The sequence below is a fragment of the Runella zeae DSM 19591 genome (assembly GCF_000423565.1).
In the GTDB taxonomy this organism is placed as follows: domain Bacteria; phylum Bacteroidota; class Bacteroidia; order Cytophagales; family Spirosomataceae; genus Runella; species Runella zeae.
This window is the reverse complement of sequence record NZ_AUIF01000047.1, coordinates 1-26,244: the sequence shown is the minus strand read 5'-3', so window position 1 is coordinate 26,244 and position 26,244 is coordinate 1. Positions and strand designations below refer to the sequence as shown.

Annotated in this window: 30 protein-coding genes; 15 read left to right on the top strand and 15 right to left on the bottom strand. The window is 40.0% G+C overall.

Translation table 11 applies throughout. The features are described 5' to 3' along the window. Window positions 1-157: 157 nt before the first annotated feature. The 4 genes from G563_RS0115125 to rplI all read left to right on the top strand — a co-directional run bounded on the left by G563_RS0115125 (window position 158) and on the right by rplI (window position 2,796). Window positions 158-1,588 (top strand): arylsulfatase, encoded by a 1,431-nt coding sequence (locus G563_RS0115125; protein WP_028666057.1) that lies wholly within the window; start codon window positions 158-160, stop codon window positions 1,586-1,588. A 117-nt stretch (window positions 1,589-1,705) separates the two neighbouring features. Then, the gene (rpsF, locus tag G563_RS0115120; protein WP_028666056.1) at window positions 1,706-2,074 is read left to right on the top strand and encodes a 30S ribosomal protein S6; all 369 of its coding nucleotides are present in this window, start codon (window positions 1,706-1,708) and stop codon (window positions 2,072-2,074) included. A gap of 4 nt (window positions 2,075-2,078) precedes the next feature. Further along, window positions 2,079-2,330, top strand: coding sequence for a 30S ribosomal protein S18 (gene rpsR / locus G563_RS0115115; protein ID WP_013930944.1), 252 nt, complete (start codon window positions 2,079-2,081; stop codon window positions 2,328-2,330). A 22-nt stretch (window positions 2,331-2,352) separates the two neighbouring features. Next, window positions 2,353-2,796: a 50S ribosomal protein L9 gene (gene rplI / locus G563_RS0115110; protein WP_028666055.1), complete on the top strand. Its 444-nt coding sequence runs from the start codon at window positions 2,353-2,355 to the stop codon at window positions 2,794-2,796. Between the two features lie 64 nt (window positions 2,797-2,860). Here rplI and G563_RS0115105 read toward each other — a convergent pair whose 3' ends face one another. After that, the gene (locus G563_RS0115105) at window positions 2,861-3,163 is read right to left on the bottom strand and encodes a YtxH domain-containing protein (RefSeq protein WP_028666054.1); all 303 of its coding nucleotides are present in this window, start codon (window positions 3,161-3,163) and stop codon (window positions 2,861-2,863) included. A gap of 207 nt (window positions 3,164-3,370) precedes the next feature. On the opposite strand from G563_RS0115105, the gene G563_RS0115100 reads away from it, so the two are divergent. From G563_RS0115100 to G563_RS0115075, 6 genes are all read left to right on the top strand, one after another. Beyond that, a complete protein-coding gene (locus G563_RS0115100; RefSeq protein WP_028666053.1) occupies window positions 3,371-4,588 on the top strand; it encodes a cysteine desulfurase in 1,218 nt (405 codons plus the stop codon). Window positions 4,589-4,596: 8 nt separating this feature from the next. Continuing rightward, window positions 4,597-4,785 (top strand): hypothetical protein, encoded by a 189-nt coding sequence (locus G563_RS0115095; protein ID WP_063828411.1) that lies wholly within the window; start codon window positions 4,597-4,599, stop codon window positions 4,783-4,785. Beyond that, window positions 4,767-5,042, top strand: a complete 276-nt coding sequence (locus tag G563_RS34845; protein ID WP_037327002.1) for a type II toxin-antitoxin system RelE/ParE family toxin — start codon at window positions 4,767-4,769, stop codon at window positions 5,040-5,042. Before G563_RS0115095 ends, G563_RS34845 begins: the two co-directional genes overlap by 19 nt. Before the next feature lie 13 nt (window positions 5,043-5,055). Further along, a complete protein-coding gene (locus G563_RS0115085) occupies window positions 5,056-5,481 on the top strand; it encodes a SufE family protein (RefSeq protein ID WP_028666051.1) in 426 nt (141 codons plus the stop codon). 11 nt (window positions 5,482-5,492) lie between these two features. Then, window positions 5,493-5,807, top strand: coding sequence for an SUF system Fe-S cluster assembly protein (locus G563_RS0115080; protein WP_028666050.1), 315 nt, complete (start codon window positions 5,493-5,495; stop codon window positions 5,805-5,807). Between the two features lie 104 nt (window positions 5,808-5,911). Beyond that, window positions 5,912-6,346, top strand: a complete 435-nt coding sequence (locus G563_RS0115075) for a BrxA/BrxB family bacilliredoxin (protein WP_028666049.1) — start codon at window positions 5,912-5,914, stop codon at window positions 6,344-6,346. A 55-nt stretch (window positions 6,347-6,401) separates the two neighbouring features. Here the strand turns inward: G563_RS0115075 and G563_RS34840 are convergent, their stop codons facing one another. After that, window positions 6,402-7,136 (bottom strand): class I SAM-dependent methyltransferase, encoded by a 735-nt coding sequence (locus G563_RS34840; RefSeq protein ID WP_037326998.1) that lies wholly within the window; start codon window positions 7,134-7,136, stop codon window positions 6,402-6,404. A gap of 186 nt (window positions 7,137-7,322) precedes the next feature. Here G563_RS34840 and G563_RS0115065 point away from each other — a divergent pair, with 186 nt between their 5' ends. From G563_RS0115065 to G563_RS0115040, 4 genes are all read left to right on the top strand, one after another. Beyond that, window positions 7,323-8,426 (top strand): vWA domain-containing protein, encoded by a 1,104-nt coding sequence (locus tag G563_RS0115065; RefSeq protein WP_028666048.1) that lies wholly within the window; start codon window positions 7,323-7,325, stop codon window positions 8,424-8,426. 20 nt (window positions 8,427-8,446) lie between these two features. Continuing rightward, a complete protein-coding gene (locus G563_RS37025; protein ID WP_157585348.1) occupies window positions 8,447-8,698 on the top strand; it encodes an MBL fold metallo-hydrolase in 252 nt (83 codons plus the stop codon). A 274-nt stretch (window positions 8,699-8,972) separates the two neighbouring features. After that, entirely contained in the window at window positions 8,973-9,503 is a 531-nt protein-coding gene (locus tag G563_RS0115050) for a GNAT family N-acetyltransferase (RefSeq protein ID WP_028666046.1), read from the top strand. 78 nt (window positions 9,504-9,581) lie between these two features. After that, complete coding sequence (locus G563_RS0115040; protein WP_084650872.1) at window positions 9,582-10,079, top strand: lipocalin-like domain-containing protein; 498 nt, start codon at window positions 9,582-9,584, stop codon at window positions 10,077-10,079. A 71-nt stretch (window positions 10,080-10,150) separates the two neighbouring features. Here the strand turns inward: G563_RS0115040 and G563_RS0115035 are convergent, their stop codons facing one another. The 3 genes from G563_RS0115035 to G563_RS0115025 all read right to left on the bottom strand — a co-directional run bounded on the left by G563_RS0115035 (window position 10,151) and on the right by G563_RS0115025 (window position 13,727). Continuing rightward, window positions 10,151-10,999, bottom strand: a complete 849-nt coding sequence (locus G563_RS0115035; RefSeq protein WP_028666044.1) for an alpha/beta fold hydrolase — start codon at window positions 10,997-10,999, stop codon at window positions 10,151-10,153. A gap of 142 nt (window positions 11,000-11,141) precedes the next feature. Beyond that, window positions 11,142-12,452: a dihydrolipoamide acetyltransferase family protein gene (locus tag G563_RS0115030; protein ID WP_028666043.1), complete on the bottom strand. Its 1,311-nt coding sequence runs from the start codon at window positions 12,450-12,452 to the stop codon at window positions 11,142-11,144. Between the two features lie 30 nt (window positions 12,453-12,482). After that, entirely contained in the window at window positions 12,483-13,727 is a 1,245-nt protein-coding gene (locus G563_RS0115025) for a competence/damage-inducible protein A (RefSeq protein WP_028666042.1), read from the bottom strand. 150 nt (window positions 13,728-13,877) lie between these two features. On the opposite strand from G563_RS0115025, the gene G563_RS0115020 reads away from it, so the two are divergent. Further along, window positions 13,878-14,624, top strand: coding sequence for a DUF4197 domain-containing protein (locus tag G563_RS0115020; protein ID WP_374754517.1), 747 nt, complete (start codon window positions 13,878-13,880; stop codon window positions 14,622-14,624). Window positions 14,625-14,635: 11 nt separating this feature from the next. On the opposite strand, the gene G563_RS0115015 is transcribed toward G563_RS0115020, so the two are convergent. From G563_RS0115015 to G563_RS34825, 10 genes are all read right to left on the bottom strand, one after another. After that, window positions 14,636-15,340, bottom strand: coding sequence for a LytR/AlgR family response regulator transcription factor (locus G563_RS0115015; RefSeq protein ID WP_028666040.1), 705 nt, complete (start codon window positions 15,338-15,340; stop codon window positions 14,636-14,638). 363 nt (window positions 15,341-15,703) lie between these two features. After that, window positions 15,704-16,726, bottom strand: coding sequence for a hypothetical protein (locus G563_RS0115010; protein ID WP_028666039.1), 1,023 nt, complete (start codon window positions 16,724-16,726; stop codon window positions 15,704-15,706). 107 nt (window positions 16,727-16,833) lie between these two features. Continuing rightward, window positions 16,834-18,120: a rod shape-determining protein RodA gene (gene rodA, locus G563_RS0115005; protein ID WP_028666038.1), complete on the bottom strand. Its 1,287-nt coding sequence runs from the start codon at window positions 18,118-18,120 to the stop codon at window positions 16,834-16,836. 54 nt (window positions 18,121-18,174) lie between these two features. Continuing rightward, complete coding sequence (gene mrdA / locus G563_RS0115000) at window positions 18,175-20,097, bottom strand: penicillin-binding protein 2 (RefSeq protein ID WP_028666037.1); 1,923 nt, start codon at window positions 20,095-20,097, stop codon at window positions 18,175-18,177. Between the two features lie 541 nt (window positions 20,098-20,638). After that, window positions 20,639-21,397 carry an alpha/beta hydrolase family protein gene (locus tag G563_RS0114995; protein ID WP_028666036.1) on the bottom strand — a complete coding sequence of 253 codons (759 nt, stop codon included), beginning with the start codon at window positions 21,395-21,397 and terminating at the stop codon, window positions 20,639-20,641. Window positions 21,398-21,527: 130 nt separating this feature from the next. Beyond that, entirely contained in the window at window positions 21,528-22,340 is an 813-nt protein-coding gene (locus G563_RS0114990) for a CPBP family intramembrane glutamic endopeptidase (protein WP_028666035.1), read from the bottom strand. A gap of 92 nt (window positions 22,341-22,432) precedes the next feature. After that, window positions 22,433-22,735: a nucleotidyltransferase domain-containing protein gene (locus tag G563_RS0114985; protein ID WP_028666034.1), complete on the bottom strand. Its 303-nt coding sequence runs from the start codon at window positions 22,733-22,735 to the stop codon at window positions 22,433-22,435. Between the two features lie 2 nt (window positions 22,736-22,737). Next, window positions 22,738-24,315, bottom strand: coding sequence for a DUF4132 domain-containing protein (locus G563_RS0114980; RefSeq protein ID WP_028666033.1), 1,578 nt, complete (start codon window positions 24,313-24,315; stop codon window positions 22,738-22,740). A gap of 219 nt (window positions 24,316-24,534) precedes the next feature. Beyond that, window positions 24,535-25,311 carry a metallophosphatase domain-containing protein gene (locus tag G563_RS34830; protein WP_063828410.1) on the bottom strand — a complete coding sequence of 259 codons (777 nt, stop codon included), beginning with the start codon at window positions 25,309-25,311 and terminating at the stop codon, window positions 24,535-24,537. Between the two features lie 542 nt (window positions 25,312-25,853). Beyond that, window positions 25,854-26,177 carry a VOC family protein gene (locus G563_RS34825; RefSeq protein WP_051210994.1) on the bottom strand — a complete coding sequence of 108 codons (324 nt, stop codon included), beginning with the start codon at window positions 26,175-26,177 and terminating at the stop codon, window positions 25,854-25,856. Window positions 26,178-26,244: the final 67 nt, after the last annotated feature.

The window sequence follows — 26,244 nt, the reverse complement described above, 5'->3', positions numbered from 1 at the left end:
AAATATTATTGATGAAATTTTGGTGGTGAGAAAGTTTCCCTTAAAAAGAGGAAGAGAAGTAATAAATGCGGATTTTGAAGAATCCGCAAGGGAGATTTGGGGCGGTAGTGGTCTTTAGTTAGAAAGTAAGACTAATTATTTATAAAACCACAAATTCATGAAAAAGACTTGGTTAGGGATTTGTTTTTTGATATGCCTCACCGTATCTGGAAAAGCCCAACAAAAAAATGCCACTCAGCCCAACATCGTGTTGATTGTGGCGGATGACTTAGGCTACGGAGATGTGGGCTTCAATGGCCAAAAACTAATAAAAACTCCCAATTTGGATCGTTTGGCGGCTCAAGGAATGCGCTTCAATCAGTTTTATGCGGGTACTACGGTCTGTGCTCCTTCTCGCTCAGCGCTTATGACAGGGCAGCACACGGGGCATACCTACATACGGGGCAACAAAGAAATAATACCCGAAGGTCAGCAGCCTTTGGCGGCTTCTGAAACTACCATCGCCGAGGTCTTGAAAAAAGCAGGATACACTACCGCTGCATTTGGCAAATGGGGCCTGGGGCCAGTAGGGTCGGAGGGAGACCCCCTCAAGCAAGGCTTTGATTATTTTTATGGGTACAATTGTCAAAAGTTGGCACATCGCTATTATCCTGCTCACCTTTGGGAAAATGAAAAGAAGATAGTTTTAACGGAAAATCAGAATCTTCAAGTTGCCAAAACGTTTGCGCCCGATTTGATACAGCAGCAAACACTGACTTTTATTGACAAACAAAACGATAAACAGCCATTTTTTCTGTTTTTGCCCTACATTTTGCCTCATGCCGAATTGTTAGTTCCTGACGACCCACTTTTAGAATATTATAAAGGCAAATTTCCTGAAAAGCCATTTAAGGGGGCCGACTATGGCGTAGACGCCAAAGACGGTGGATATACCTCTCAGCCTTATCCTCATGCCACCTTTGCGGCAATGGTGGCGCGCTTGGACAAGTACGTGGGCGAGGTCATGGACAAGCTCAAAGCAAAAGGTCTGGATAAAAATACCATCATTATCTTTTCGAGCGACAACGGCCCTCACGTTGAGGGAGGAGCTGACCCTGTTTTTTTCAATAGTGGAGGAGGCCTCAGAGGCGTAAAGCGTGATTTGTACGAGGGCGGGATTCGGGTACCTTTTGTGGTAAGTTGGCCTGGCATCATAAAACCTAATACCCAAAGTGATTTTGTGGGAGCTTTTTGGGATTTGGTTCCTACTTTGGCTGAGCTAGCTCATACCAAAGTGACTTCACCTACTGACGGACTTTCTTTTGCGGCTACTCTTACTGGAAAAGGCAAACAAAAACAGCACGAATATTTGTACTGGGAATTTCATGAAGGAGGAGGGAAGCAAGCCGTTCGCCAAGGAAACTGGAAGGCAGTCAAACTGAATATAAATCGTCCCGAAGCTTCCAAAATAGAACTCTACGATTTGACCAAAGATAGTTCAGAACAAGTGGATTTGTCTAAGCAATTTCCTGACAGAGTAGCTAAAATGGAAGCATTGATGAAAGAAGCCCACCGAGCGTCTGCCCTATTTCCCTTGGGAGGTGACTGATAATAAGTGGTTTTTAGAAAATAACACCAATAATTTTGGCTAGAATTTTAAAAAACGCTACCTTTGCGCCCTCATTTACAATGAGTTCATTTTTATAAACGTTTAACAATTCTCAGTATGTTTACAAAACAGTATGAGATGGTGTTCATTTTAACTCCCGTTTTATCTGATCAACAGATGAAGGACACCGTCGAGAAGTTTCGCAAAATCCTTACCGACAACGGTGCGGAACTAGTACACGAGGACAATTGGGGCCTAAAAAAATTGGCTTATCCTATCCAAAACAAAAACACAGGTTTTTATCAACTCTTCGAGTTTAAATCTGAACCTTCACTTATTCAAGTGATTGAGACAGAGTTTCGCCGTGATGAGCGCGTGATGCGCTACTTGACTGTCGCTATGGATAAGCATCATGTAGCGTATGCAGAACGCAGACGCGGAGGACTTGTAGGAAAAAAACAAACCGAAACATCTAAGGAGGGCTAAGACAATGACATTAGTAAACGAACCCATCGAGCGTAATCAAAACCGCAAAAAATACTGCCGCTTCAAAAAAGCTGGTATTAAGTTTATTGATTACAAAGATCCTAACTTCTTATTGAAGTTAATCAACGAGCAAGGTAAAATTTTACCTCGCCGTCTTACTGGTACTTCATTGAAGTATCAACGCAAAGTGTCGCAGGCGATCAAACGTGCGCGCCACTTAGGATTATTACCGTACGTAGCTGATCAATTAAAGTAAAAACGGAAGGAGAAAACTGACGATGCAAGTTATTTTAAGAACTGATATTGCCGGGCTTGGTTACAAAAACGACGTTGTAGATGTAAAAGCTGGCTATGGTCGCAACTATCTTATTCCGCAGGGCTTCGCGGTAATGGCGACAGAATCAAACAAGAAACAATTGGCCGAAAACTTGAAGCAAGCTTCTCACAAGGCCGAAAAAATCAAAAAAGACGCTGAAGATTTGGCGGCTAGCATTGGAGATATTACTATCCAACTAGTAGCTAAAGTAGGTGACAGTGGCAAAATCTTTGGACGAGTGACCAACACTCAGATTTCGGATGCACTTAAAGTAAAAGGTTTTGACGTGGATCGTAAGAAAATTACGATTGAAGACGTAAAAACAGTAGGCACTTATAAAGCAATCCTCGACTTACACAAAGAAGTGAAACACTCTTTGAACGTAAGCGTAGTAGGAGAAGAATAATAAGTTACTAGTTGTACAATATAAAAAGGTGCGCCTAAAAGCGCACCTTTTTGCATTTACATGATTATTTTTCGACGGTTGCCGAAGGGGTGTTTCCTTTTCCTTGTAGGCTATCCAGCAAATCCTGTAGCATTTTTTCGGCTTCGGGCGTATATTTTTTGAGGGCATCTGAGCCTTGGGTTTTGAGCTGTTCAAAGTATTCGGGCATTTTGTCGATTGCACCTTCTGCTTCTGATTTGAGGTCGTTGGCTTTGGTTTTGAGATCTTCAAACATCTTTTCCCCCTCTTCAGTCTGCAAATATTTGTGTAAGGCTACTCCAGCCGCTGCGCCGAGGATAAAAGTAGCTAAGTGTTTGGCATTGACCATGGCAATTGTTGGTTTTAGTTTAAAGATGAGACAAATGAAATGCTTTTAAGTCACATAAAAAATGACTTTTATACCAACGGATGGGTTTTTATTTAGACATTATAAAACTCAACACTAAATTTGTTTGTTGTTTTAGTAGCCTTTTCAAATACTTCTTTTTGTTAAAGGCTGTTCGCAATTTAAGTATCACGAATAACGTATTTCTCTGTGCTTGATATTCAAAAAATCCGTCAAGATTTTCCTATTTTAGGGGAGGTGGTCAATGGCAAACCATTGGTTTACTTCGACAACGCCGCCACTACCCAAAAGCCCCTGCCTGTACTGAATGCTTTGGCACGTTATTATGAGCATTACAATGCCAATATTCACCGGGGGATTCATTCATTGGCCGAAAAAGCCACTTCTGCTTTTGAAGCTTCTCGTTTTAAAATCCAAAGCTTCATGAATGCCGCTCGGGTAGAAGAGATTATCTTTACCTACGGTACTACCGATGGCATCAATCTCGTGGCGCAGAGCTATGGACGTAAGTTTTTGAAAGAAGGTGATGAAATTATTATTAGTACCATGGAGCACCATTCAAATATCGTTCCGTGGCAAATGCTCTGTGAGGAGAAAGGGTGTGTGCTACGTGTGATTCCTATCAATGATGCAGGGGAGCTATTGATGGATGAATTTGAAGGGATGTTGTCCGAAAAAACCAAACTCGTATCGGTGGTGCATGTTTCTAACGCCCTCGGAACCATCAATCCTGTTGCTGAAATCATCGAAAAAGCACATGCTGTAGGAGCCAAGGTGCTTATTGATGGGGCACAAGCAAGCTCTCACATTACAATAGATGTACAAGCACTTGATTGTGATTTCTACGTGTTTTCGTTGCACAAACTCTATGGCCCTACGGGCATGGGCGTTTTGTATGGTAAAAAAGAAGTTTTGGATGCGATGCCGCCGTACCGGGGGGGAGGAGAAATGATTAAAGAAGTGACTTTTGCCAAAACTACTTACAATGATTTGCCTTATAAATTTGAAGCAGGTACGCCCAATATCGCCGATGTGGTAGCAGCCCATAATGCACTAGAATATGTCGAAACTCTTGGAAAAGAGCAAATAGCAGCCTATGAACATGAGCTGTTAGTGTATGGTACTGAGGCCCTTAGTAGTATAGAAGGGTTGCGTTTGGTGGGTACTGCCAAAGAAAAAGTAAGCGTGATTTCGTTTGTAATGGAAGGCATACATCCAGAAGATATTGGGGTGATTCTGGACCAGCAAGGGATTGCGGTGCGGACGGGGCATCACTGTACACAGCCTTTGATGCAACGCCTCGGCATCGTCGGAACTTCTCGGGCCTCTTTTGCGGTTTATAACACCAAAGAAGAGATTGATAAATTGGTGGTAGGCTTAGAACGAGTCAAAAAAATGTTAAGTTGATAAAATCTATGATTACAAAGGCTCAAATATTGGAATCCATTCAGTCGCTGCCCGAAGATGCGACGGCTGACGATATCATTGAGAATATTATTTTTCTAAAAAAAATAGAAAGGTCTTTAGAACAAGCTAACGCTGGCGAAACATATTCATTAGAGGAGATGAAGAAAATGGTTCACTCATGGCAAAAGCACGTTTGACTAAAGAAGCCCGAGAAGACTTAGAAAATATTTTTTTTGAGTTATCAGAATATTCAGATGCTTATGCCAAGGACTGGACCGACGATTTTTTTCATCAGATGGAATTGCTAGAAAAATTTCCTCACCTTGGTAAGATAGTAGCAAAAATGCAGATGAAATCTTTGAGAGAAATTTTAGTTGGTAAATATAATGTGACTTATGCCGTCTCTGAGGAAGATATACTGGTTTTGGCTATTCGGCATTCAAGCCTTAAATAGGATTTAAGAAAATATGACAATCAACGAAAAACAAGACGAGCTAATCGAAGATTTTGATTTGTTTGACGAACAGTTAGACAAAACACAATATATCATTGACTTAGGTAAAAAATTGCCTCCTATTGATGAAGCTTACAAGACCGACGACAACTTGATTCGGGGGTGTCAGTCGAAGGTGTGGCTACATTGCGAAATACGTGATAATCTCGTTCATTTTGAGGCAGATAGCGAACCAACAGCCCAAATCAGTAAAGGACTGGTGAGTCTCTTAATTAAGGTTCTTTCGGACGAAAAACCCGAGGATATTGCGGCTGCCCAACTCTATTTCATCGAAAAAATAGGGATGAGTAATATCATCACTTCGCGTCGGGCGGGAGGATTGGCCTCTATGATTGCGCGGATGAAAGAGTTTGCCCAAAGTCAAATCGTACCCAACTAATCAACCATACAATGACCGAAGAAGCAGAATTAAAAGAAGAAGTCATAAAAGCAATAAAGCAAGTCTATGACCCTGAGATTCCCGTGGATGTATGGGAGTTGGGGCTAATTTATGACTTAAAAATCTTTCCTGTCAATAACGTCTACGTAGAAATGACGCTCACTTCTCCCTCTTGCCCTTCGGCGGGGACGATTCCGAGTGAGATTGAACAAAAAATCAGGGAAGTAGAAGGCGTAAACGATGTGAGTGTAGAGCTTACTTGGGATCCTCCGTACTCACAAGATATGATGAGCGACGAAGCCAAACTAGAACTTGGTTTTATGTAATAATGTAAAAATGAGTAAATTCAGTCATTTGAAAATGATTCTATTCATTCTCAAATGACCAAATTAGACCTTTTAATTTTCAAATTTTCAAATTAAATAAACATATGTATCCTCCTCATTTAGTAGCTCCGATGAAAGAAGATCTGACGAGCGTAGGATTTCAACAACTGACAACTGGCACCGAAGTGGACGATTTTATGGCCAACGCCAAAGGTACTTCTTTGGTGGTTGTAAATTCGGTTTGTGGCTGTGCCGCTGGTGCTTGCCGTCCGGGTGTAAAAGCGGCTTTGGCTTTCAGTGACTTAAAACCTGACAACCTCGTAACTGTATTTGCGGGCGTAGACCAAGAAGCTACTGCCAAAATGCGCGAGTATTTGTTGCCTTATCCTCCTTCTTCGCCTTCCATTGCGATTTTTAAGGACGATGAGCTGGTTCATTTCATTGAGCGTCACCACATTGAGGGGCGCAATGCCAAAATGATTGCTGAGCACTTAGTGATGGCGTTTGAAGAGTTTTGCGGCGAAAACTCAAAAGCCTAATCAGTCAGAAGTTTTTTAGGAAGGCAGAATCGGTCCGATTCTGCCTTTTTTGTAGTTAGAAAATTTTAATGTCATGCCCCTGGTGTCTGCACAAAACTGCGTAAGCGTTGGGTTTGACACGTCTAAGGGAAGAGTTTTTTAGGAAAAAAACTTTGGTCTTGTAGATGAGCCGTTGTTTCCAATCTTTCATCATAAAATCCACTACTTCATCACTCAAAAACATGAAAGATTCGTCTAAAATCTCAAAACCTTCTGACTTTAACAGAAACTTAAATAAAGCGGGGGTATAAATATTGATATGCCCGTAAGACAAAAAATGTTCGATTTTTTGGTCTACAAACAAGCTAAAATCAATCGGGATTTCAAAAAACTGGTACGTAGAAACGCGAGCAATCTCCCTTAGTAAAATCCGTGGATGCTCCACATGCTCTATCACGTGTGAGCAGGTCGCTAGCGGAAAGGTTTTGTCAGCATAAGGGATTGAATATCCATCAAATAGCTTTACTTCTTTTAGAGAAGCGAGCTGCCGTGAGTTGATTTTTTCGATACCACTATTGGAGATTTCGACGGCAGATAGCTCTTTCACAAAATGATGCTTGTCCAATTCTTTGAGCACTGCGCCATCGCCTGCTCCTACGTCGAGGAGTTTGTCAAAGTTGTACTTTTTGCATAACTTGATAATGTTTTCGGCTTTTTGGCGAGCGCCTATATCGCGCCAGCGTGTGTCGGCTTGAGCATACTGCTGATCGTACACACTCTTTAAGTTAGAAGAGATTTCGGATTGATTCATGTAAAATACGATATGGTCACTTTCAAACAAATTTAGGCAAAGTAGCTATATTATTTTGTACCAAATCAAAATAATACGCCAGAAATAAGGTTTTAATTTGAAGGTATTTGTTCAAACTTAAGTGCATATTTCTGTGTTGACGAAGAGAAGGAATATTATCAATCGGTCTTAATCCCCTATATTATTATGTTAGGTCATCGTTTTTCAGAATTTAAACCTACCCAACAAAGCGGCAAAAGTAAATTTGACGAATTGTTGAATATTTTTCAGCAGCTATTGCTGATGACTTCGGGCGATGTGTCGCAAGCGATGGCGTGGATGAGTCAATTGGATCGGCAGTATAATTTGACCAATGACCAATATGGGATTGGCGATTTCTTTGAAGACTTAAAACGTAAGGGCTATATCACCGAAGAAAACGAAGAAGGAAAAGTGGTGATGACTCCCAAAAGCGAACGAAGTATTCGGCGGAGTGCTTTAGAAGAGATTTTTGGTAAACTCAAACGCTCCAAAGCGGGCGGAAATCACCACACGCCTTATACGGGTACAGGCGATGAACTCAGTAGTGATGTGCGTGATTTTCAGTTTGGAGATACGCTTGAGCAAATTTCGATGACCGAATCCATCAAAAATGCCCAAATCAATCATGGTATTGGAGACTTTTTTTTGCTAGAAAAAGATTTAGAAGTTGTAGAAAAAGAGCAAAAAACCAACACCTCTACCGTCTTAATGATTGATGTGAGCCATTCGATGATTTTGTATGGAGAAGACCGTATCACCCCTGCCAAAAAGGTGGCGTTGGCCATGGCAGAGCTGATCAAAACCAAATACCCAAAAGATACGCTAGACATTATTGTGTTTGGAAATGATGCTTGGCAGATTCAACTCAAAGATTTACCCTATCTGGAAGTAGGGCCTTATCATACCAATACCGTGGCGGGTCTGGAGTTGGCGATGGACTTGCTACGTCGTCGTAAGACAAAAAATAAGCAGATTTTTATGATTACCGACGGCAAACCTACCTGTCTAAAAGAAGGCCTTAGATATTATAAAAATAGTTTTGGGCTTGATCGAAAAATCGTCAGTAAAACCCTTACGCTTGCAGCGCAGTGTCGTCGCTTAGAGATTCCAATCACGACCTTTATGATTGCCTCTGACCCTTACTTAAAGCAGTTTGTACAGGAATTTACGAGAGTTAACAATGGTCGGGCTTATTATAGTAACTTGCAAGGCTTGGGCGGATTTGTGTTGGAAGATTTTCAACGAAATCGTCGAAAAAATTTAAAATAGCGAAGATTGATTTTTCGGGAATGACCATAAAAAGCATATTTAAGATTGTTATGGGGGTATTGTTGGGCGTAGAATTACATGCTCAAGTGTACAAAACGCCTATGCTTGAAGTAAAGCCAATTAGTGCAAATATTTACGTTCATCGTTCTTTTCTATTTACGCGCGTATGGGGAAACGTGCCTTGGAATGGCATGATTTATATCCAAGAGGGAGAAGCGATTGTGTTTGACACGCCCGTCAATGATTCGGCTTCGGTGGCGTTGTTTAAATAGATTGAATTCGAAGCCAAAGCGAAGGTAAAGGCGTGGTTATCAATTATTTTTATGGAGATTGCTTGGGTGGGCGTCGTGTATTTCATAATAGAGGAATACCGTCATATTCATCTACTTTGACTCAGCAGTTTGCCCAAAAAGATACGGTTGGTAAGCCTGAAATCCCTCAACACGGTTTTGAAAAGAATTGATATTGACATGGGGCAACCAAAAAGTCATTAATACTTATGAATAAATGCAATAGTCTTCTATTGCTGATTACCTATTTTTACTAATGCTCATTAGAAAATCTACCTTAGACGACCTTCATTCAATCCAATATTTGTACCAAACTGTTGCCCGGGTATCGGGTGGTATTGCTCGCAAAGAACACGAAATTACGGAGGTTTATATTCAAAATTTTTTGACCAAAAGTTTGGCCAATGGCTGCTCTATCGTGGCCGAAGAAGAAGGGCAAATTGTGGCGGAAGTACACACTTATTCTTTGGGGATTGAGTGTTTTAAACATATGTTGGGAGATACTACTATCTGTGTACACCCTGATTTTCAAGGGAAAGGACTAGGGAAAAAAGTCTTTACGGCTTTGCTCGACTACGTTATGCAGGAGCGAAAAGATATTTTACGGGTTGAGCTCCATGCGCGTTCAAGCAACCCTAAGGCGATTGAACTTTACAAAAAAATAGGTTTCAAAGAAGAAGGCAGAGCGGAAGGTAGGGTACTTGATCCTGACGGAAGTATCGTAGCCGATGTGCCTATGGGTTGGCTCAATCCAGCATTTTCGGGTGTCACCCGAATAACCGTTTGATAAATTAGGGTAGGGGTTGATAGAAATTTTTTTTAACTTTAAATAAAGATTTTTCTCACACCTTTTATCTCTTTTCTTATGGTAAATACAGTTTTTCCTTCTCCGGCTTTTTTACGGTCAGCGGCGATTTGCCTTCTCATGGCAGTTGTTTTTTCTTGTAGCAAAAAAGACGACCCCATGGCAGGCGGACCATTGGTGGGCAATTGGAAATTAAGCGCACTATTAATAAAAGAAGACAATGAGCCTGAAGAAGATATTCTGCCTTTTTTTGCGCTTTTTGGCACTTGTTTTTCAGATATGATTTTTACTTTCCAATCAGATGGGATATTCTCTACCAACAATCCTCCAAGTTGTGTTACTGAGGATACAGAAATAGAAGGGCTTAGCGATACTACCAAATGGGAAGTTTCAGGAAGTAAACTCAAGTTTACGGACAAAGATAATGAGGTGACGGAGTTTGATTATACGGTAGATAGTGATACTTTTTCTATGTCACAGACCATAATGGAGCCAGACCCCGATGACCCTTCGGTCAATATTAAAGTGGTTACTACTTATAAATTTAAAAAAGTGTAGTATTAGTTAGATAAATATAGCGAGCGGGCTTTTTATGGTGTGATTCACGATAATAAGCCCGCTCGGTGGTTTTAGGATAATACTTTTTCTTGTATGGCTACTGAGCTGGTGATAAACTCAGTTAGGTGCCGGTTGAGTTGAGGCCATTCGGTATAAAAAAAGCCATGAGGTGCCTCCTCGTAAGCAATTAATTGTGAGCCTACTATGCCTGCGTGCATGGCTTTGGCGGTGAGTTCAAAGGGAACAGTTTTGTCGCCTGTACCATGAATAATAAGCGTAGGAACATCGATTTTGGCGAGGTCTGCGCGCAAGTCGGCCTGACTGAAAGTGAGAATACTGTTCACAAAGGCCCTGGGTGACGATTTCATAGCTAAACCATGAAACCAATCTAGCAATCGGCTACTCAAAGGGGTGTTGAGAAGGTTGACTCCAAAAAAATCTTTACCGAATGATTCCATAAAAGCAGCACGATCTTGGATGGCGTTTTCGATCATTTCGTCGAATACTTCTTTATCAATACCTTCTTCAAAATCAGGTGTTTTTAACATTTTAGGGGCAGCGGCTCCCAGCAAAACCAACTTGGCGATACGGCGGCTTCCATGCCGACTTATATAGCGAATGGCTTCGGCTCCTCCCATCGAAAAACCTACCAAAGTAATATCTTCTAAGTTGAGGGCTTCAAAAACTGCTTCTAGGTCATCAGCCAAAGTATCGTAATCATAGCCTGACCAAGGCTTGTCGGATTGTCCAAAGCCACGGCGGTCGATGAGAATACACCGAAAATCGTTGCCAAGCTGATTGATTTGATATTCAAACATTTGGTGGCTTAAGGGCCATCCGTGCAAAAAAACGACCGTTTGGCCGTGGCCCCAATCTTCTACGTGGAGGTTTACATTGGGGGCTGTTTGTATCATGGGCATAGCGAAAGAAAGTTAAGCTAAGCAATAGCCTTAGCAAGTGATAAAATAAGCTCTTTCTTGAATCGCTAAAAGAATCGTACCCTACCGTTTTAGGAAAAAAAATCCCCAACTTATCTGTGAAGTTGGGGATGAAAATGGGCTTTTAGAATATTTTTCTTTGTGGATCAAAGCCTTCTAAGTACTCACTGACCCGCTTCACAAACATCCCTCCCAAAGCTCCATCTACCACTCTATGATCATAAGAGTGAGAGATATACATCATGCTTCTGATACCAATTACGTCACCTTGTGGCGTTTCGATCACCACGGGGCGCTTTTGGATAGCCCCAAAAGCCATAATGGCTACTTGCGGTTGGAGAATGATAGGAGTCCCCATGATGTTGCCAAAAGTTCCGATGTTGGAAACAGTGTAGGTACCACCGGCTAGATCGTCGGCAGTGAGCTTGTTTTGGCGAGCTCGATTGGCAAGGTCATTTACCTTTTTGGTTAAACCAATCAAACTGTACTGGTCGGCATTGTGGATTACAGGTACAATTAGATTCCCACTTGGCAATGCCACCGCCATACCAATATTGATGTCCCTTTTCTTAAGGATGTTGTCGCCTTCTACCGAAATATTAATAAGCGGAAAATCTTTGATTGCTTTCACTAATGCTTCAATAAGCAGTGGCGTAAAAGTGATTCCTTCACCTGTTTGTCGTTTGAAATCGTCTTTGATTTGATTGCGCCACAAAACGATGTTGGTCATATCGGTTTCCACAAACGACGACACATGGGGCGAAATACGTTTGGATTCGATCATCCGCTCGGCGATGAGTCGGCGCATGCGGTCCATAGGTATGACTTCCACCGCATTTGAGTCGGTCGTTTTGACAGGAGTTACCGTTGGCGAGGGCGCGGTAGGCTGTTGGGTGGGAGCAGAAGGGGTTTGTTGTTTCTGTTCCAAATAGCCGAGAATATCTTTTTTGGTAACCCTATTTTCGGCGCCTGTTCCTTCGATTTGGTCGAGTTCTTGGGCAGAAAGCCCTTCAGTTTTGGCGATGTTCAGTACCAAAGGAGAATAAAATCGCCCTGTAGCCTTGGCTCCTGATTCAGAAAAACTGGAGGTAAGTGCGCTCGAAACTTCATGAAACTGACGCTCTAGTTCGGTTACTTCTTCCTCGCCGTTTGTAGGCTCGGGGGTATCAGAAGGAGATGCTATGGAGGAAAGGGATGAGGTTTCAATTTTGATTACAGTCTGACCAATAGGAACTACATCTCCCTCTTTGACAAGAATTTCGGTGATCACGCCACTAAAAGGGGAAGGTACTTCGGTGTCTACTTTGTCGGTGGCTACTTCCAATACCGAATCATCGGCTGATACCGAATCACCTACTTGTTTTAGGATATTGATGACGGTACACTCCATGATGCTCTCACCCATGCGAGGCATCACCATTTCTGCTATTGCCATTGGTATTTGATTAAAAATTATTAAACTACTCTATATACCCAACATTTGTTTACGTAATAAATTCAATAAATAAACGCTGGTAAATTGAATGTTTTGTTCGCGAAATTTTCCTAACTGGAGTTTTTGGGTTACGGTATTGTCAGGACCCGCCACCGCAATCCAAATAGTACCTACGGGTTTTTGGTCGCTACCCCCGTCAGGGCCGGCGATACCACTTGCCGAAATACCATAGGTAGTTTGGAGACGCTGACGCACTCTTTCTGCCATTTGTATGACTGTCTGCTCGCTTACAGCACCATCAGTGGCTAATGTATCGGGACTTACACCTAGTTGTTGCATCTTGACGTCGTTGCTATAACTTACTACTCCTCCCATAAAATACTGAGAAGAGCCGGGTATTTTGGTGATGAGATGAGATACGTAGCCACCCGTACAGCTTTCGGCAGTAGCTAGGGTTTGGCCGCGTTCTTTGAGTAATTTACCCACCACGGTTTCGATTTCGTCGTCATCATATCCATACACAAAATTGGCGATGAGAGGCATTACTTTGTCCACTTCGGCTTGCGTGTCTTTTTGGAGCTGGGCGAGGTCAGTGCCAGTAGCTGTAAGGCGTAAGCGTACTTGCCCAAAACTAGGCAAATAGGCAAGTTTGATATGAGAGGGTAGGGCATCTTCCCAAGCTTCGATGCGCTCGGCTAAGAAAGACTCCCCAATACCAATGGTACGTAGCATTTTGTGATGAATGACCGCTGTTTTAAAAAACGACTGTAATTTTGGCAAAATGGCATGGGTCATCAGGCTTTTCATCTCAAAAGGCACGCCTGGCATCGAAACAAAGACTTTGCCATTGCGTTCAAACCACATCCCCGGAGCAGTACCCCAATGATTGGGAATGTATGTACTGTTTTTAGGGAGAGCGGCTTGTTGACGATTGAGCTCAGTCATGGGGCGACCTCTCTTTACAAAAAATGAGGTCACCAATGCCAACGCTTCTTCATTGATATATAGCTCAGTATCAAAATATTTGCAAAGAGTAGTTTTGGTAATATCGTCTTTGGTGGGGCCAAGTCCGCCTGTGATTAAGATGACATCTGCTCTTTTTTCAGCTTCGGCCAGGATTTCCAAAATACTATCTTCATTGTCGCCCACAGAAGATTTGCGGATGGTTCGGATGCCAATATTGGTGAGTTCTGTACTTATCCATTGCGTATTTGTATCGGTGATTTGTCCAAACAATATTTCGTCTCCTATCGTAATTACTTCCGCTTTGACCATAGTTAATAAATTTTTTTCAAAGTTAGACAAAATTCTGTTTTGGTATGAACGTTGTTCTTCTACAATCTATTTTCTTAGTAATATGTTTGTGACTTCTTTACAAATTAGTTGTCTTATTTACACACCCACTTAAATCAAATGTTACATATCATGAAAAAATCTGCACTTTTTACAGGTCTTATTACGCTGATTTCTCTACAAGTTTTTGCCCAAGACAATAAGTCGGGCGGTCTTGGAGGATTGCTAAACAAAGCAGGACAAGTACTTACGGGGCAAAACACCGCCGATGGCCTTACTAATGATGATATCATAAAAGGACTCAAAGAAGCCTTGCAGGTGGGTATTTCCAATGGCTCCGCCAAAGCTTCGGCGGTGGATGGCTATTTTAAAAATTCGCTGATTAAAATCGCATTTCCGCCCGATGTACAGCGCGTAGAAGCTAGACTCCGTCAAATGGGACTTGGCAAAGAGGTGGATAGGTTCGTGCTTTCGCTCAACCGTGCTGCCGAAGATGCCGCCAAAAAATCAAAACCTATTTTTGTGAAAGCCATCACCTCTATGACGATTCAAGATGCGTTGGGTATTTTGAAGGGAGATTCTACGGCGGCAACGGGCTATTTGCAACGTACCACCAACGAGGAGTTGTATAAGCAGTTTTATCCAGTAGTGGATAGTACACTTAAGCTCAACAACGCTACCAAATACTACGCTGATTTGGTCAACACTTACAATAAAATTCCTTTGGTACAAAAGGTAAATCCTGACCTTAAGCAGTATGCCACGCAAAAAGCGATTGACGGGTTATTTGTGTTGGTAGCTCAAGAAGAACGCAAAATCCGTAAAGACCCCGTGGCGCGGGTCAACGACATACTACAAAAAGTATTTGGCTCAAAATAATGTGGCGTATTTTAGTTGGGTAGCGTATTATCCAAGAAACTAAACAAGGAATTGAATTTGGCCTTATATACTCCGCCCAATTCAATTTCCTTGTTTTCTAAATAGACTTTTCGCTTGTCAAAACCCGTGATTTTTTGAATGTTGACTACAAAAGAGCGATGAATACGTAAAAATAATTTATTGGGGAGTTGTTGTTCTAGGTATATTAACATGGAATTGGCAATGAGGACCTTTCCATTGCCCTGAAATATTTTGGAATACATTCCATAAGCTTCTATGTATTGAATAGTGTCAAAATGTACTATTTCCATTCGCCGCCCAGACTTAACCAAAATTTCAGAGGGGAATACAATACTGTGCTGAGTAACATTAGCTTTGATGGCTCTGAAAAAAGCCTTCGAAAAGTGTGGTATGTTCAATGGTTTGATTAGGTAATCGGTAGCACCTATTTCAAATGCTTTTAAGGCATCTTTGTCACTATCAGAAATGACGATAATTGTTGCCATATTAGAAAGGATACCCAATTCAGTAAAGTGAGGAAGAGAAGCGTCCAATAGCACCACATCCACAGCGTGTATCTTGAGAAGCTTCGTCATTTCTTTGAATGTCAGACAATTAATGGCAATCGAAAAAAAAGGTAGTTCATCTATAAAGCTGGTAATTTGCTCACTCAGCTCGTGGCTGCCTACCACTAGATATTTAATCTGTTTTCTCATTTTTGTAGGGGGTTAGGGTAGTTGTAAAGTTATTCCAATTAGCCAATTTATTTGCCAAATAGTCAATAGAAATTTAGGAAAAACTTGCTTTTGTCCAAGCATTTTTTTCCTAATAACACCCCCAAAAGTATAATGAAGCACGAATAAAATTAGTCTCTTATGACTCTGATTTGTGAGAGTATATTTTGGAGTTATAACTTAATGATAATAAAGGGTATAGTTGTAATTTATAACACAACTTCGTTTGTTTCACGCTACGAGACAATCTCCGTCTAAAACAATAAATTGCATAAATTTAATAGTACGCTTATCAATAGACGAAGACGTAGCACTAAATGCTGTTAGAGGGTAGATGAGGCAGTTTTAATGAAGAGAGACCAATTCAAGGCTTTTCATTACGACTTCGCCCATGCTGCGGCATTTTAAGAAATTGTTGTTTTTGTAATGTTGAGCAAGTTCTTGTTTAAGTTGTTCAACATTGCGCGGGGGAGAAATAGGATCTTCTACCATTATTTTCATCAGGTCTTGTACACGTTTGCCCTCTACTCTGATACGCCCTGCGATGAGGGAGCGTTCTTCTTTTTGGTATTGTACCACACTTTCGAAAGTCAAGTACTTGATACCGAGTTCTATAATTGCATTGTTTTGTTTAAAATATTGAGGCAAATACACCGCTTTTTTGCCCTCGTAAGACTGTTGGTCGAAATCAATCGAGCGAATACGGTAGTAAATTTCTTCAAAGTCAGGCGTAATATCCACTACAAAATTGCTAGAGTGCATATCGCCTAGTAGTCTCACAAAGCAGCGTTCGTTGAATTTGACAAATTCCTTACAAAAGCGAATGATGTTGAGGTTGGGTTGGTGTAAGTAATTTTTGATGAACATATCTCCCGGCACTCCCGCAATATGCTCTTCGACAAGAGTATCATCGCTAGTAAGGTAGCTGATGCGATTGGGTGATAATATATGCTCTAACTCAAGCCCATAGATGCGCGAAGCATCGGCATTTTTGATGTAGAAATAATCGAAATTGTCGTTGACTTTATTGACAATCCTGACCCGAAAAGGCTTGGAATTGCCGTAGGAGCACAAATCGACTCTATCAACATACAAGTGCTTCATGACCGACAAATCACCGTCCGCTTTGAGATCGGCATAAATCGTTTTGAGGGCATGATATACCTCTTCTATTTCGCTAGGAGGATAAAAGACTGTTTCCCATAGGGTATCATTTCCGTTTTTGTCATAAAGCGGAATGGCGTTGTCATAGCGAAGCAAGTTGCTATAGTCAATCGGAAGCGAGACTTCGCGATTGTAGTTTTCTAGATAGCCACGCAGATTGGCATTGATTTTAAACGGAATTTTTTTGTTGGAAATGAAAGCCATAACATTCCTTAGCGACAAATTTTAAGTGCAAGGTAATGCTAAATTCCTACTTATTGTTTTTTTGATATAACTTATAAAAAGGCTCAATATCGTTTATGCCAATGCGTCTAAGTTCGCGAAAGGGTAAAAGGCCGCTGAGCGTCTAATTTTAAGAAAATGAACAGCAAAATCGTAAAAGACCACATAGAGGAGCCTCCATAGCTAAAAAAAGGCAAAGGAATCCCGATCACTACCATCAGGCCGATGGTCATGCCGACATTGACTAAGAAGTGAAAAAATAAAATGCCCGCCACACAATACCCGTAGGCGCGGGCAAAGCGCGTTCGCTGTCGTTCGGCTAGAAACACAATTCGACACATCATTCCTAAAATCAGCAGTACAACTGCCGCACTACCAATGAAACCGTGCTCTTCACCAATTGTACAAAAAATAAAATCAGAGTGCTGCTCGGGTACAAAGTTGAATTTGGTCTGTGTGCCATCCAAAAAACCCTTTCCCCATAGACGTCCCGAACCAATCGCGATTTTTGATTGGGTTACGTTCCACCCAATTCCCGTAGGGTCAATTTTAGGGTCTACAAGCACTTTGATACGATTGCGATGGTGAGTTTGGAGGACATTGTTAACCAAAAACTCTACACTAGTTGTAAAGAGCATCATCGCCCCAAAAATCACAACCAAGTTAATGGCAGTTTTGCGGTTTCGATCATAGCGAGGAATGACAAAGTAAAATACCAATACGCCAATTACACTTAATCCTAAAGAAATATAGAGTGGAGAAAAAAACAGCGAGAGGATAAATAATACAATAGAAATAACCACAATGGCAGGGTAAATGCCCGGAATACCTTCGCGATAAAGCACAATCAGAAAAGATACAAATACCAATGCACAACCTACTTCTTTGGAAGCAATGATAAGAATCATGGGCAGAATGATGAGTCCAGCCGCCCAAGCCATATCTTTCCAACGACTAAGATTGATGTTGGGCTGAGTGATATAGCGTGAGAGGAGAAGGGCGGTACCTGTTTTGGCAAATTCGGCTGGTTGCAAAGAAAATGAACCAAATTTAATCCATGATTTAGAGCCTTTGATATCGGTAGCTACTACCAACACTACCAAAAGCAACAAAATACAAGCACCATAGATAAAAGGCGCAAAAACCTCCCAAAATTTGTGGTCAATCACTAAAATAGCAATGATAATAAGCGCAGAAGTGCCGATAAACATAAATTGGCGGCCTGCGTTGTTTGAAATATCAAAGAGCTTGGTCTGCTCTTCGGGATTATATACTGATGCGTATACATTAAAAAGACCCATAGTGACACAAGCGGCGTATATCAATACCGTCAGCCAGTCTAGGTTTTGAATGATGTTTTGTTCGTTACGAGCCATTTGATGAAAGCTACTTTGGTAATAAATAAAAATCGTTGATAGCAAGCGTACGGCCTATCCGTTGATTGGCTTGCTAATTATGGCATTGTCTTGTTTTACGATGGTAGCTTCAGGTTTAGGCGGGGCAGGTTTTTCTTTGGGCGTAGAGGGTTGTTGCTGCGATTTAGGAATGATTACGTTTTGTAAGAAATTTTTGTTTTTCCATTCTTGTTCGTAGGCTTTACGATCTACGTGCCCTTTGAGATATTTTTCGATGATAAGCGATGCCACAGGCGCCGCCGCAAACCCTCCAAAGCCCGCATTTTCAACAAAAACAGCGATGGCAATTTTGGGGTTGTATTTTGGTGCAAAAGCAATAAATATAGAATGGTCTTTTCCTTTTTTGTTTTGGGAAGTACCGGTTTTACCACACATTTGGATGTCGGGGATAATGGCACCGCGAGATACTGTACCCCTTACTACGGCCATCTCCATACCATTGACCACCTCCTCAAAATAAAGACGATTTACGCCTGTTTCATGTTTTTCTTTAAACTCAGGTAGCGGGTTGTCATTCTTGCCAACGCCTTTTACCAAGTGAGGGGCAATATACCAACCTCGGTTGGCAATGATAGCGGCAAGATTGGCCAATTTGAGAGGCGTAATGAGTAATTCTCCCTCCCCAATACTCAAAGAGTAAATTTGTCCAAAACGCCATTGATTTTGGCCAATCCTTTTATCATAATATTCGGCATCGGGCAGCACGCCTTTGGCTTCACTTGGTAAGTCAATGCCTAGTTTTTGCCCAAATCCAAACTTTTTGGAGTCTTCATACCATCTTTGGAGGCCCGCAGCAGAAGCCTTGAATACATTACGCTCGTTGTTGGCATAAATCATTCGCCTAAAAACATGGTAAAAATAAGGGTTACAAGACCACTGAATCGCACTGTGTACACCCGACAATCCTCCGTGTCCGTGGCATTTCATAGGGGCACCCGCATGACTAAACACACTACCGGGGGTGATTGCCCCCATCTGCATGGCTACTAAGGCTTGTACTGTTTTGAAAGTAGACCCCGGACGGTAGCTTCCCATCACGGCACGGTTGTACAGTGGGCGGTACGGGTTGAGTGCCAACTTCGCGTAGTTTTTAGAAAAATCGCGAGTTGCAAACAGCGCAGGGTCATAAGTAGGGGCAGAAGTAATCGTCAATACTTCTCCCGATGAAGGCTCAATAGCCACCACAGCCCCCGCTTTATGCTGCATAAGGCTATCGGCGTATTGCTGTAGGTCTAAGTCGATACTAGTATAAAGATTTTGGCCCGCTAGCGCAATGGTATCCATTTCGCCATCTTTCCACGGCCCTTTGGCCACGCTGTGTACGTCTTGCATCACATATCTAACACCGCGTCGGCCGCGTAGTTGCTCCTCGTAGTATTTTTCAAGACCGCTTTGCCCTATCAAGTCGCCTTGACGATAGTAGGGATACTCTTGTGCATCGAGTTGCTTTTTTGAAACTTCACTTACATAGCCCAAAGCATGCGCTAGTACAGGGGCAGAATAAGTCCGAATGGAGCTTTTTTGGTATTCAAACCCTGGATAGTCGACCATCGCATCTTGAATCCGCGCAAAATCTTCTTTGGACAATTGACGCATAAAAAGCGAAGGCTTGACCCGAGAATAAGTCTTTGCGGCTTTCATCAAGCTATCAAAACTACTTTTTGTGATATTGAAAAGATTACACAATGAAAGTGTATCGCTGACTTTAAGCTTGTTAGGGGTTACGTATATGTCATATACGAGGGTGTTATAAACAATCAATCGCCCTTTGCGGTCGTATATTTGACCACGCATCGGGATATCGGGTATAGCCTTGATTGAATTACTCGCTGTTTCGTAAGTATTGTCAAGTACTTGAAGATAAAGTAGGCGACTCAGATAAATAATGGCAACCACCACAAACAATCCGTACACAAAAAACTTCCTATTTTCTGACATCTAAGTATTATAATTTTTAATTCGTTCTCCGTAGGTAAGTGAGCAGTAAATCGTAATGATAACGTGATAACGATTGTTTCTTACTACAAAGTTCGAGGCTTTTTATGAATTATCAAGCATCCTTACAACTAATTCCATAAAAAAAGAAGGAGGGCTTCCTCCTTCGATTTCAGACGTTTGGAACTGCCTTCGAATGTTTTAATATTTTAGTACTATTTGAAAAAAAATTCAACGTATGAGAATGACTTGAGGTGTAGGTAATTTATTCATTTTCATTGCTTTATCTATTGATTTGGGAAGTTTTGAGACCCAGCTCCTTCATTTGTTATCAGAAGTATGTGGGCTACCGTCACCCACAGTGACTCTTAAAATTAGGCCTATGGATTAAGGTATTAAGAACGGGCTAGAGACCCAATGCCCTCTTTGATCTTGGTATTATCAATCCAGTAACGGTTTCTTAGCAGTCATTAAAACCAAAGGGCGACCCGGGTCACCTCGTTTGACACAAAGCCTAGTGTGAGTAGTTCGTTTTTGTGTTACTTCAGTCATTCAAGAATGTCAATATATAATTTTGTATTTCTTTTCTTTGTGTGTCATTCGCATTGTCGTCCATTTCATTATGGGTCGTATTGGCCAACTTAACTATTTTCATTTTATACTTTTTTATTTCCTTTTCTGTCGGCAAAACTCCTTCATCTGCTGGTTGGTCGCTTGAACGTAACGAATAAACTTTGACCTTTTTTGTTTTGGATAAAGTCATTCTCCTATTGTCTAACGTTATTACTTTCTCTACTATGTTTGGATATTTCTGCGGAAAAAGAGCCGTCATATCTCCACCATTTGAGTGTCCAATCAGTGTAATATGATTGTAGTTTAAGTCGGGATTTGTTTTTTTGAGTTCGTGGATAACGAATAAAATATTGTCAGCACCGCGCTCCCAAAAAGGTCGTCTGACGACTTGTGGATTCCCTGTCAAAGGCAACAAACTGTCAGTTGCGAGTTCGTGTTGAATGCTAACAACAAAAAAACCTTTTGATGCTAAAAATTCTGTCAAGTAGGAGTATGCTAAATAGTCCCCACCTTTATTTTGACCGTAGCCGTGACTAATAATCACAACTTCCTGTTTTTTTGAAATAGGGGCCGTGGATTTATAAATGGCAATAGGGATTTCTCTTTGCCTGCTTTGGTCATACAATTTTAAAGTATCAAGTTTAAAATCGATAAAAGATTTGTCATAACCAAATTTTCCAAATGTTGAGAAGCTTATCAAAGCTCCTAAAATAAAAATTATTCTTGTCATCTAATTTTTCTGTTTAAATATGTTTTTGTAATGGATGCCAACGGTTTTTGGATTTGTGAACTTGGAGACTCCTAAGTATTTTACTATCTACTTCAATGGTGTACTTCACCACCAAGTGACGCAAACGCTATTATGGGTGGGTACTTTTCTCGCGTTCACTTGTTGCCAAATTTTTTGGTTTGAAGATAATAATTGTTAATATGCCCCAAACTGTTATTAAAAATCCCATATAATTCACGATGTTGTCGTTGGCAAGGTCTGCTGTAAATGCGATGTCGATGGTTGAATGAAAAACAGCACAAATTAAAATACTTGCTTTGGATGAGTTGTAAAGCCAAGTCAGTAATACACTTCCTGTTAGTAGGCTGAATGTCCAGCCAAATATTCCTGCAAAATCCATGGAGACGTAAGTGGGTCGGTAAAAGAAAAGTGGCCAATGCCAAATAGCCCAAAATACTGTCAAGATAATACTTGAATTTAATGCATTAAATTTTTCCTGAAACCTTGGTAACGCAAAACCACGCCAACCAACTTCTTCACCAAAACCAAAAAAAATTAAATTGTAAATGAAAAAAGTCAATAAGTTGAATTGAGGAAACTCTTCTGAAGTTAGAAGTCCCGCTAAATTGATTGGCGATTTGTCAACAAAGTAATTTATAGCTGTTGCAGCGAAGGCGAGTACAAATGGACTTAATACTGCAATGGTCAAATAAATGAGTGGTCGTGCCTGTAAGCATTTTTTAATTAAAAGTTTTACTCCTTGTTTTTTTTGATACATCCAAGTTGTCAGAAATGAGGCGATTAAAGGTCCAAACCCTCCAAGTCCGTGGTGATAAGGCAAAGTGGGCAAATGGGTCAAGCCAAAAGTATGTCCATACAAGGGAAGCCAAATAGTCCAGCTGATTAAATAGGCAAGTCCGAAATATGTTATAAGTTGTTTCATTTATTTTTGTATTTACTTACACTTGATACCGACGGCTAGAGGCGAGCAGCTTGTACGCAGCATGGATGCTGGTACTGTGTTAGTAGGAGTTTTCATTTTCTTTTGTAAATCAACACTTTGTTTTCTTTCAAATAATCAATTAATTCTTGATTCATATTCCATTTTATGTGGAAAAGGTCAACTTTACACCCATAAATTTTGCTTAATTCTACATTCAGTCTAACTATATTTTTAATGTCTGCATCATCGGTATGAACTAAAACATCCAAATCACTTTTTCCTAGAATGAATTTTTCGTTTATAGAACTTCCGAAAAAGTACAACTCATCTATGTTTAATAGCTTACATATTGTGTAAACTTCATCTAGCTTAGGAATAAAATAAGGTGCAACCATTGCTATACAAATTTTGCTACATTTATGAATAAATCAACGTCTCTTAGTATCTCTGATAGAGTGATAGGGCTTATTTCAGATGGTGGGACTACTTTCTTATTTATTTTTACTTGTATCCCTTGCAATTCAACATTCGCTGAACCGGAAAATATTCCTTTTGTGCCGTCATTGCTGTCTTTCAATAATAATTCTGCCGTTAAATTCAATTGTGGTATTTTTATGGTATGATTTTCCGATGAAGTCCAATTCCTGTTTTTACATAGTTCCGATAAAATAGATTTTTTCATTTTTGAGCCTTTTGCCTCTTCGATAAATCTGGCATCGTAAAATTCACGGTCTGCTTGTTTGAAGGGTTGTTCAATTTTTTTGTTTCTGATAAATGCTTTGACGTCTGAAATAGTAACATCACTGTAGTGCATCGGATGCCAAAGGTTAACGGTTTCAAATTCCCCAATATTCAAAGGTGTACCATTGATAGAGTAGACTTTATCCCCTTCAATTGCTCCAACAATGTTTAAATTATCTCTATTAAATAACCACAGCAGTTCCTTGGTAAGAATCCCAATAAACGGGTGTTTAAAATACTTTTCATTCCAAAAGTTAATATTCCAAGACCTATTTGTTAGATATTGATTTTCTATCCTTTTTGCCTGAGCTGATAGTTGTGTTTCGATGTCCTGAATGTGATTGTTTATGTATTTAACTGTTTCTGGGAAATTTTCTTTAACTTCTTTAGGTATGGACTTTTGTTGATTTCCATTTTTTGAATCTATCCAGATTACTTGTTTCTTTTTACTTGTGAGAAATGAAATTTGAATTTGAAAATCACCTAAATCACTTTTGTATAAGTTTTCTTGATTGAACCCATAGTCGGAAGTTCCAATTTCAATTATTTCATCAGTATCTGCTTTCTGCTCCTTTGCGATTTTCTTTAAATAGGTGTCGATTTTTTTTTGTGCCCATGTTTGTTTAATCTTAGCCTTTAAGGTCATTATATACTGAATAGAATCTGGATATTTAAGCATTGAAAAAACTTCTAAAGCATCATAAACATATAAGCCTGTTGGGGCTTGAGAATGCCCGCCCACTTGAAATGGACATTCAATGGAGAATCTTTCAATTAGATTTAATAGTATAGGATCAGGAATACATGCCACGCTCAATATCATTCCTTTCAAATATCTTCCCTTTTCAGAGCAGTAAAAGTAAAAGTGTGTAGGTGCTTCGGCGATGGTGTTCCAGCTGATATTTTCAATATACTTTGTGTGAGTACTAGAAACTCCTTTTCTATTATCGGCCTTTACTAAGTTGTCAAACCTATTAACAGCTCTTTGAAGTGTGATAAGGGACTCTAAAGTCTTTTTGACGTGATTTCGGTAATTTTCGTAACCATACTTATCTATCAATTCACTCATTTTTGAATACCATTCCTTTTTTGGAAGAACACCCAAATCATCAGTTTCATAGGGTAAGGCTGTCTTTCCTAATTTTCGCAATTCAATGAAGTGCTCATATATTTTAATTAATTCTTCCGATTCGGAGGGATCAAACTTAAACTCAATTTCTTCTATTTGTGCCATTGTTTTTATTTTTTCTTTAATTTTTGCCAAGGGATATCTGGGAGGTGAAGGGTTTGAAGCTTATCTGCGCGAATGTTAAATTTTGTAAGTTGTTGATTGCTAGATTTTTGTGTGTTTTTTGTAAGTTTCTATATGCCAAAACAAAAGTACAATAAAACATTTAGTAATTTCTGTTAGTCTGCTTGCTGTAAACCTATACGGGGGAATATTTATTTTGGCTTAAAGGTCAATAACTATTGCTTTATTTTTAACTGCCCAATGAGAGTGCGAAAACTTCCTGTTATGAGATCTGTCTTTTGAAACTTTAAAGACTAATTTATGAACTTTTTTGAGAGTTTGAAAAACAAAAATAGCAGTTATTCTAAGTCGCCTGAGGAATTTATATTTTGTTATCCAATTCTGTAAATCAACTATTGACGCATTGATAAAGGTCGTTTGTTCAATTTGCTGCCGTCCATATGCTTCATGAATATGCCCAAAAATATGAAATCGAGGCTTTACTGAATTTTGTACTATGTCTAATAAGTCTTTACAACCTTCAAAACTGCCTAATTCATTTTTATCTAAAATTCCAAAAGGTGGACAATGCGTAATCAAAATATCCGTATCCGTTGGAATTTGCTCCCAGTACTGTCTAATTTTATGTCCACGTTCAATATTAAAAGCCCAATCATTACCAAATTTTGGTGAAATAGGAGATATTGGCGAACCCCAAATTTTTAAACCTTCAATTTCGATTCCGCTATTTTTTAGATAAGTTGCATTTGTCAAGATACTTTCGGTTTGGAAATCCTCGCTTTCAAGACAAAGGTCATGGTTGCCTGCAATAACTATCTTATGTTTATGTGGCAACTGTCCAAGCCACTGATTGAAATCAGCAACAACTTCTCGGTTCCCAATTACTGTTATGTCGCCAGCATGAATAAGTATGTCTCCGTCTGGAATAAAAGTATCTTTATGTAAGTTGTGGGTGTCTGAAATGCAAATAATTTTCATATTATCTAACCAATTTTTAGGTCATAAATAGTCACTTATTATTTTGTTACCTTGCTATGGAATACTTTGAAAAGTTGCTTTATTATTTTGACTTTTTATCATCATTAAACATGTCTCGTATAGCTAGATATTTACCGTTACGATTTTGCCAGTATGTCAAATATTTTTCTTGATAAAACACTTTCCTGTTGAACCTTTTTAAGTTAATTTACTTCTATTACCTCCTTTTTATTGTCAAATACTTCAAGTATTTCGATTGAAATAGTTGAACCCTTCGGAGTATTTACTAACTCTTCTTCTAAATTTTTTAATATATTAGTCTTACCAGAAATCATTTGTATATCGTTGACCAATTTTAATGTCAATAAGGAATTTGAAAAATTGCCACCAATGGTTTGGCGCTTGGCGCAATGGGGGATTTCGGAGCACTAAACTGTCAATATACTATCCCAAAAGTTTTCGGGATTGATACGAAATAGAATGTTAAATTAACCACTAAATCCGCTTTTTTGCTAAACCTCTGTTAGCGTTTCGGGCTTCATTCATTTGATTCTCCAAGGTGGGTTAAGTCTGTTTTGACCTGCATAATATAAAATTAGTTGATTGTTGTCAGGGTCTTTCAGCCTCGCTTCACGCCACAGCCAACTTTTATCATTAGGCATTTCTTCAAATTCAATCCCCTTGCTTAATAGTGCATCCACTTCTTCGTCAAGTTTTTGGCACTCAAAATATATCCAAATGCCTTCACCTTTGGGAAGTTGCTCAACTTTATGAATTGAAAAAGTTGAATTGCCGTCTTTGCATTCAAATCTAGCGTAATGCGGAAGCGATTCAACTATGGGTGCATTGCAAATTGTCGCCTTCATGCCGCCTTGTTTAGATGCTTAAAATTGATTTGGAGCACTTTCTTTTTGACTTCGCACCACCTATCCG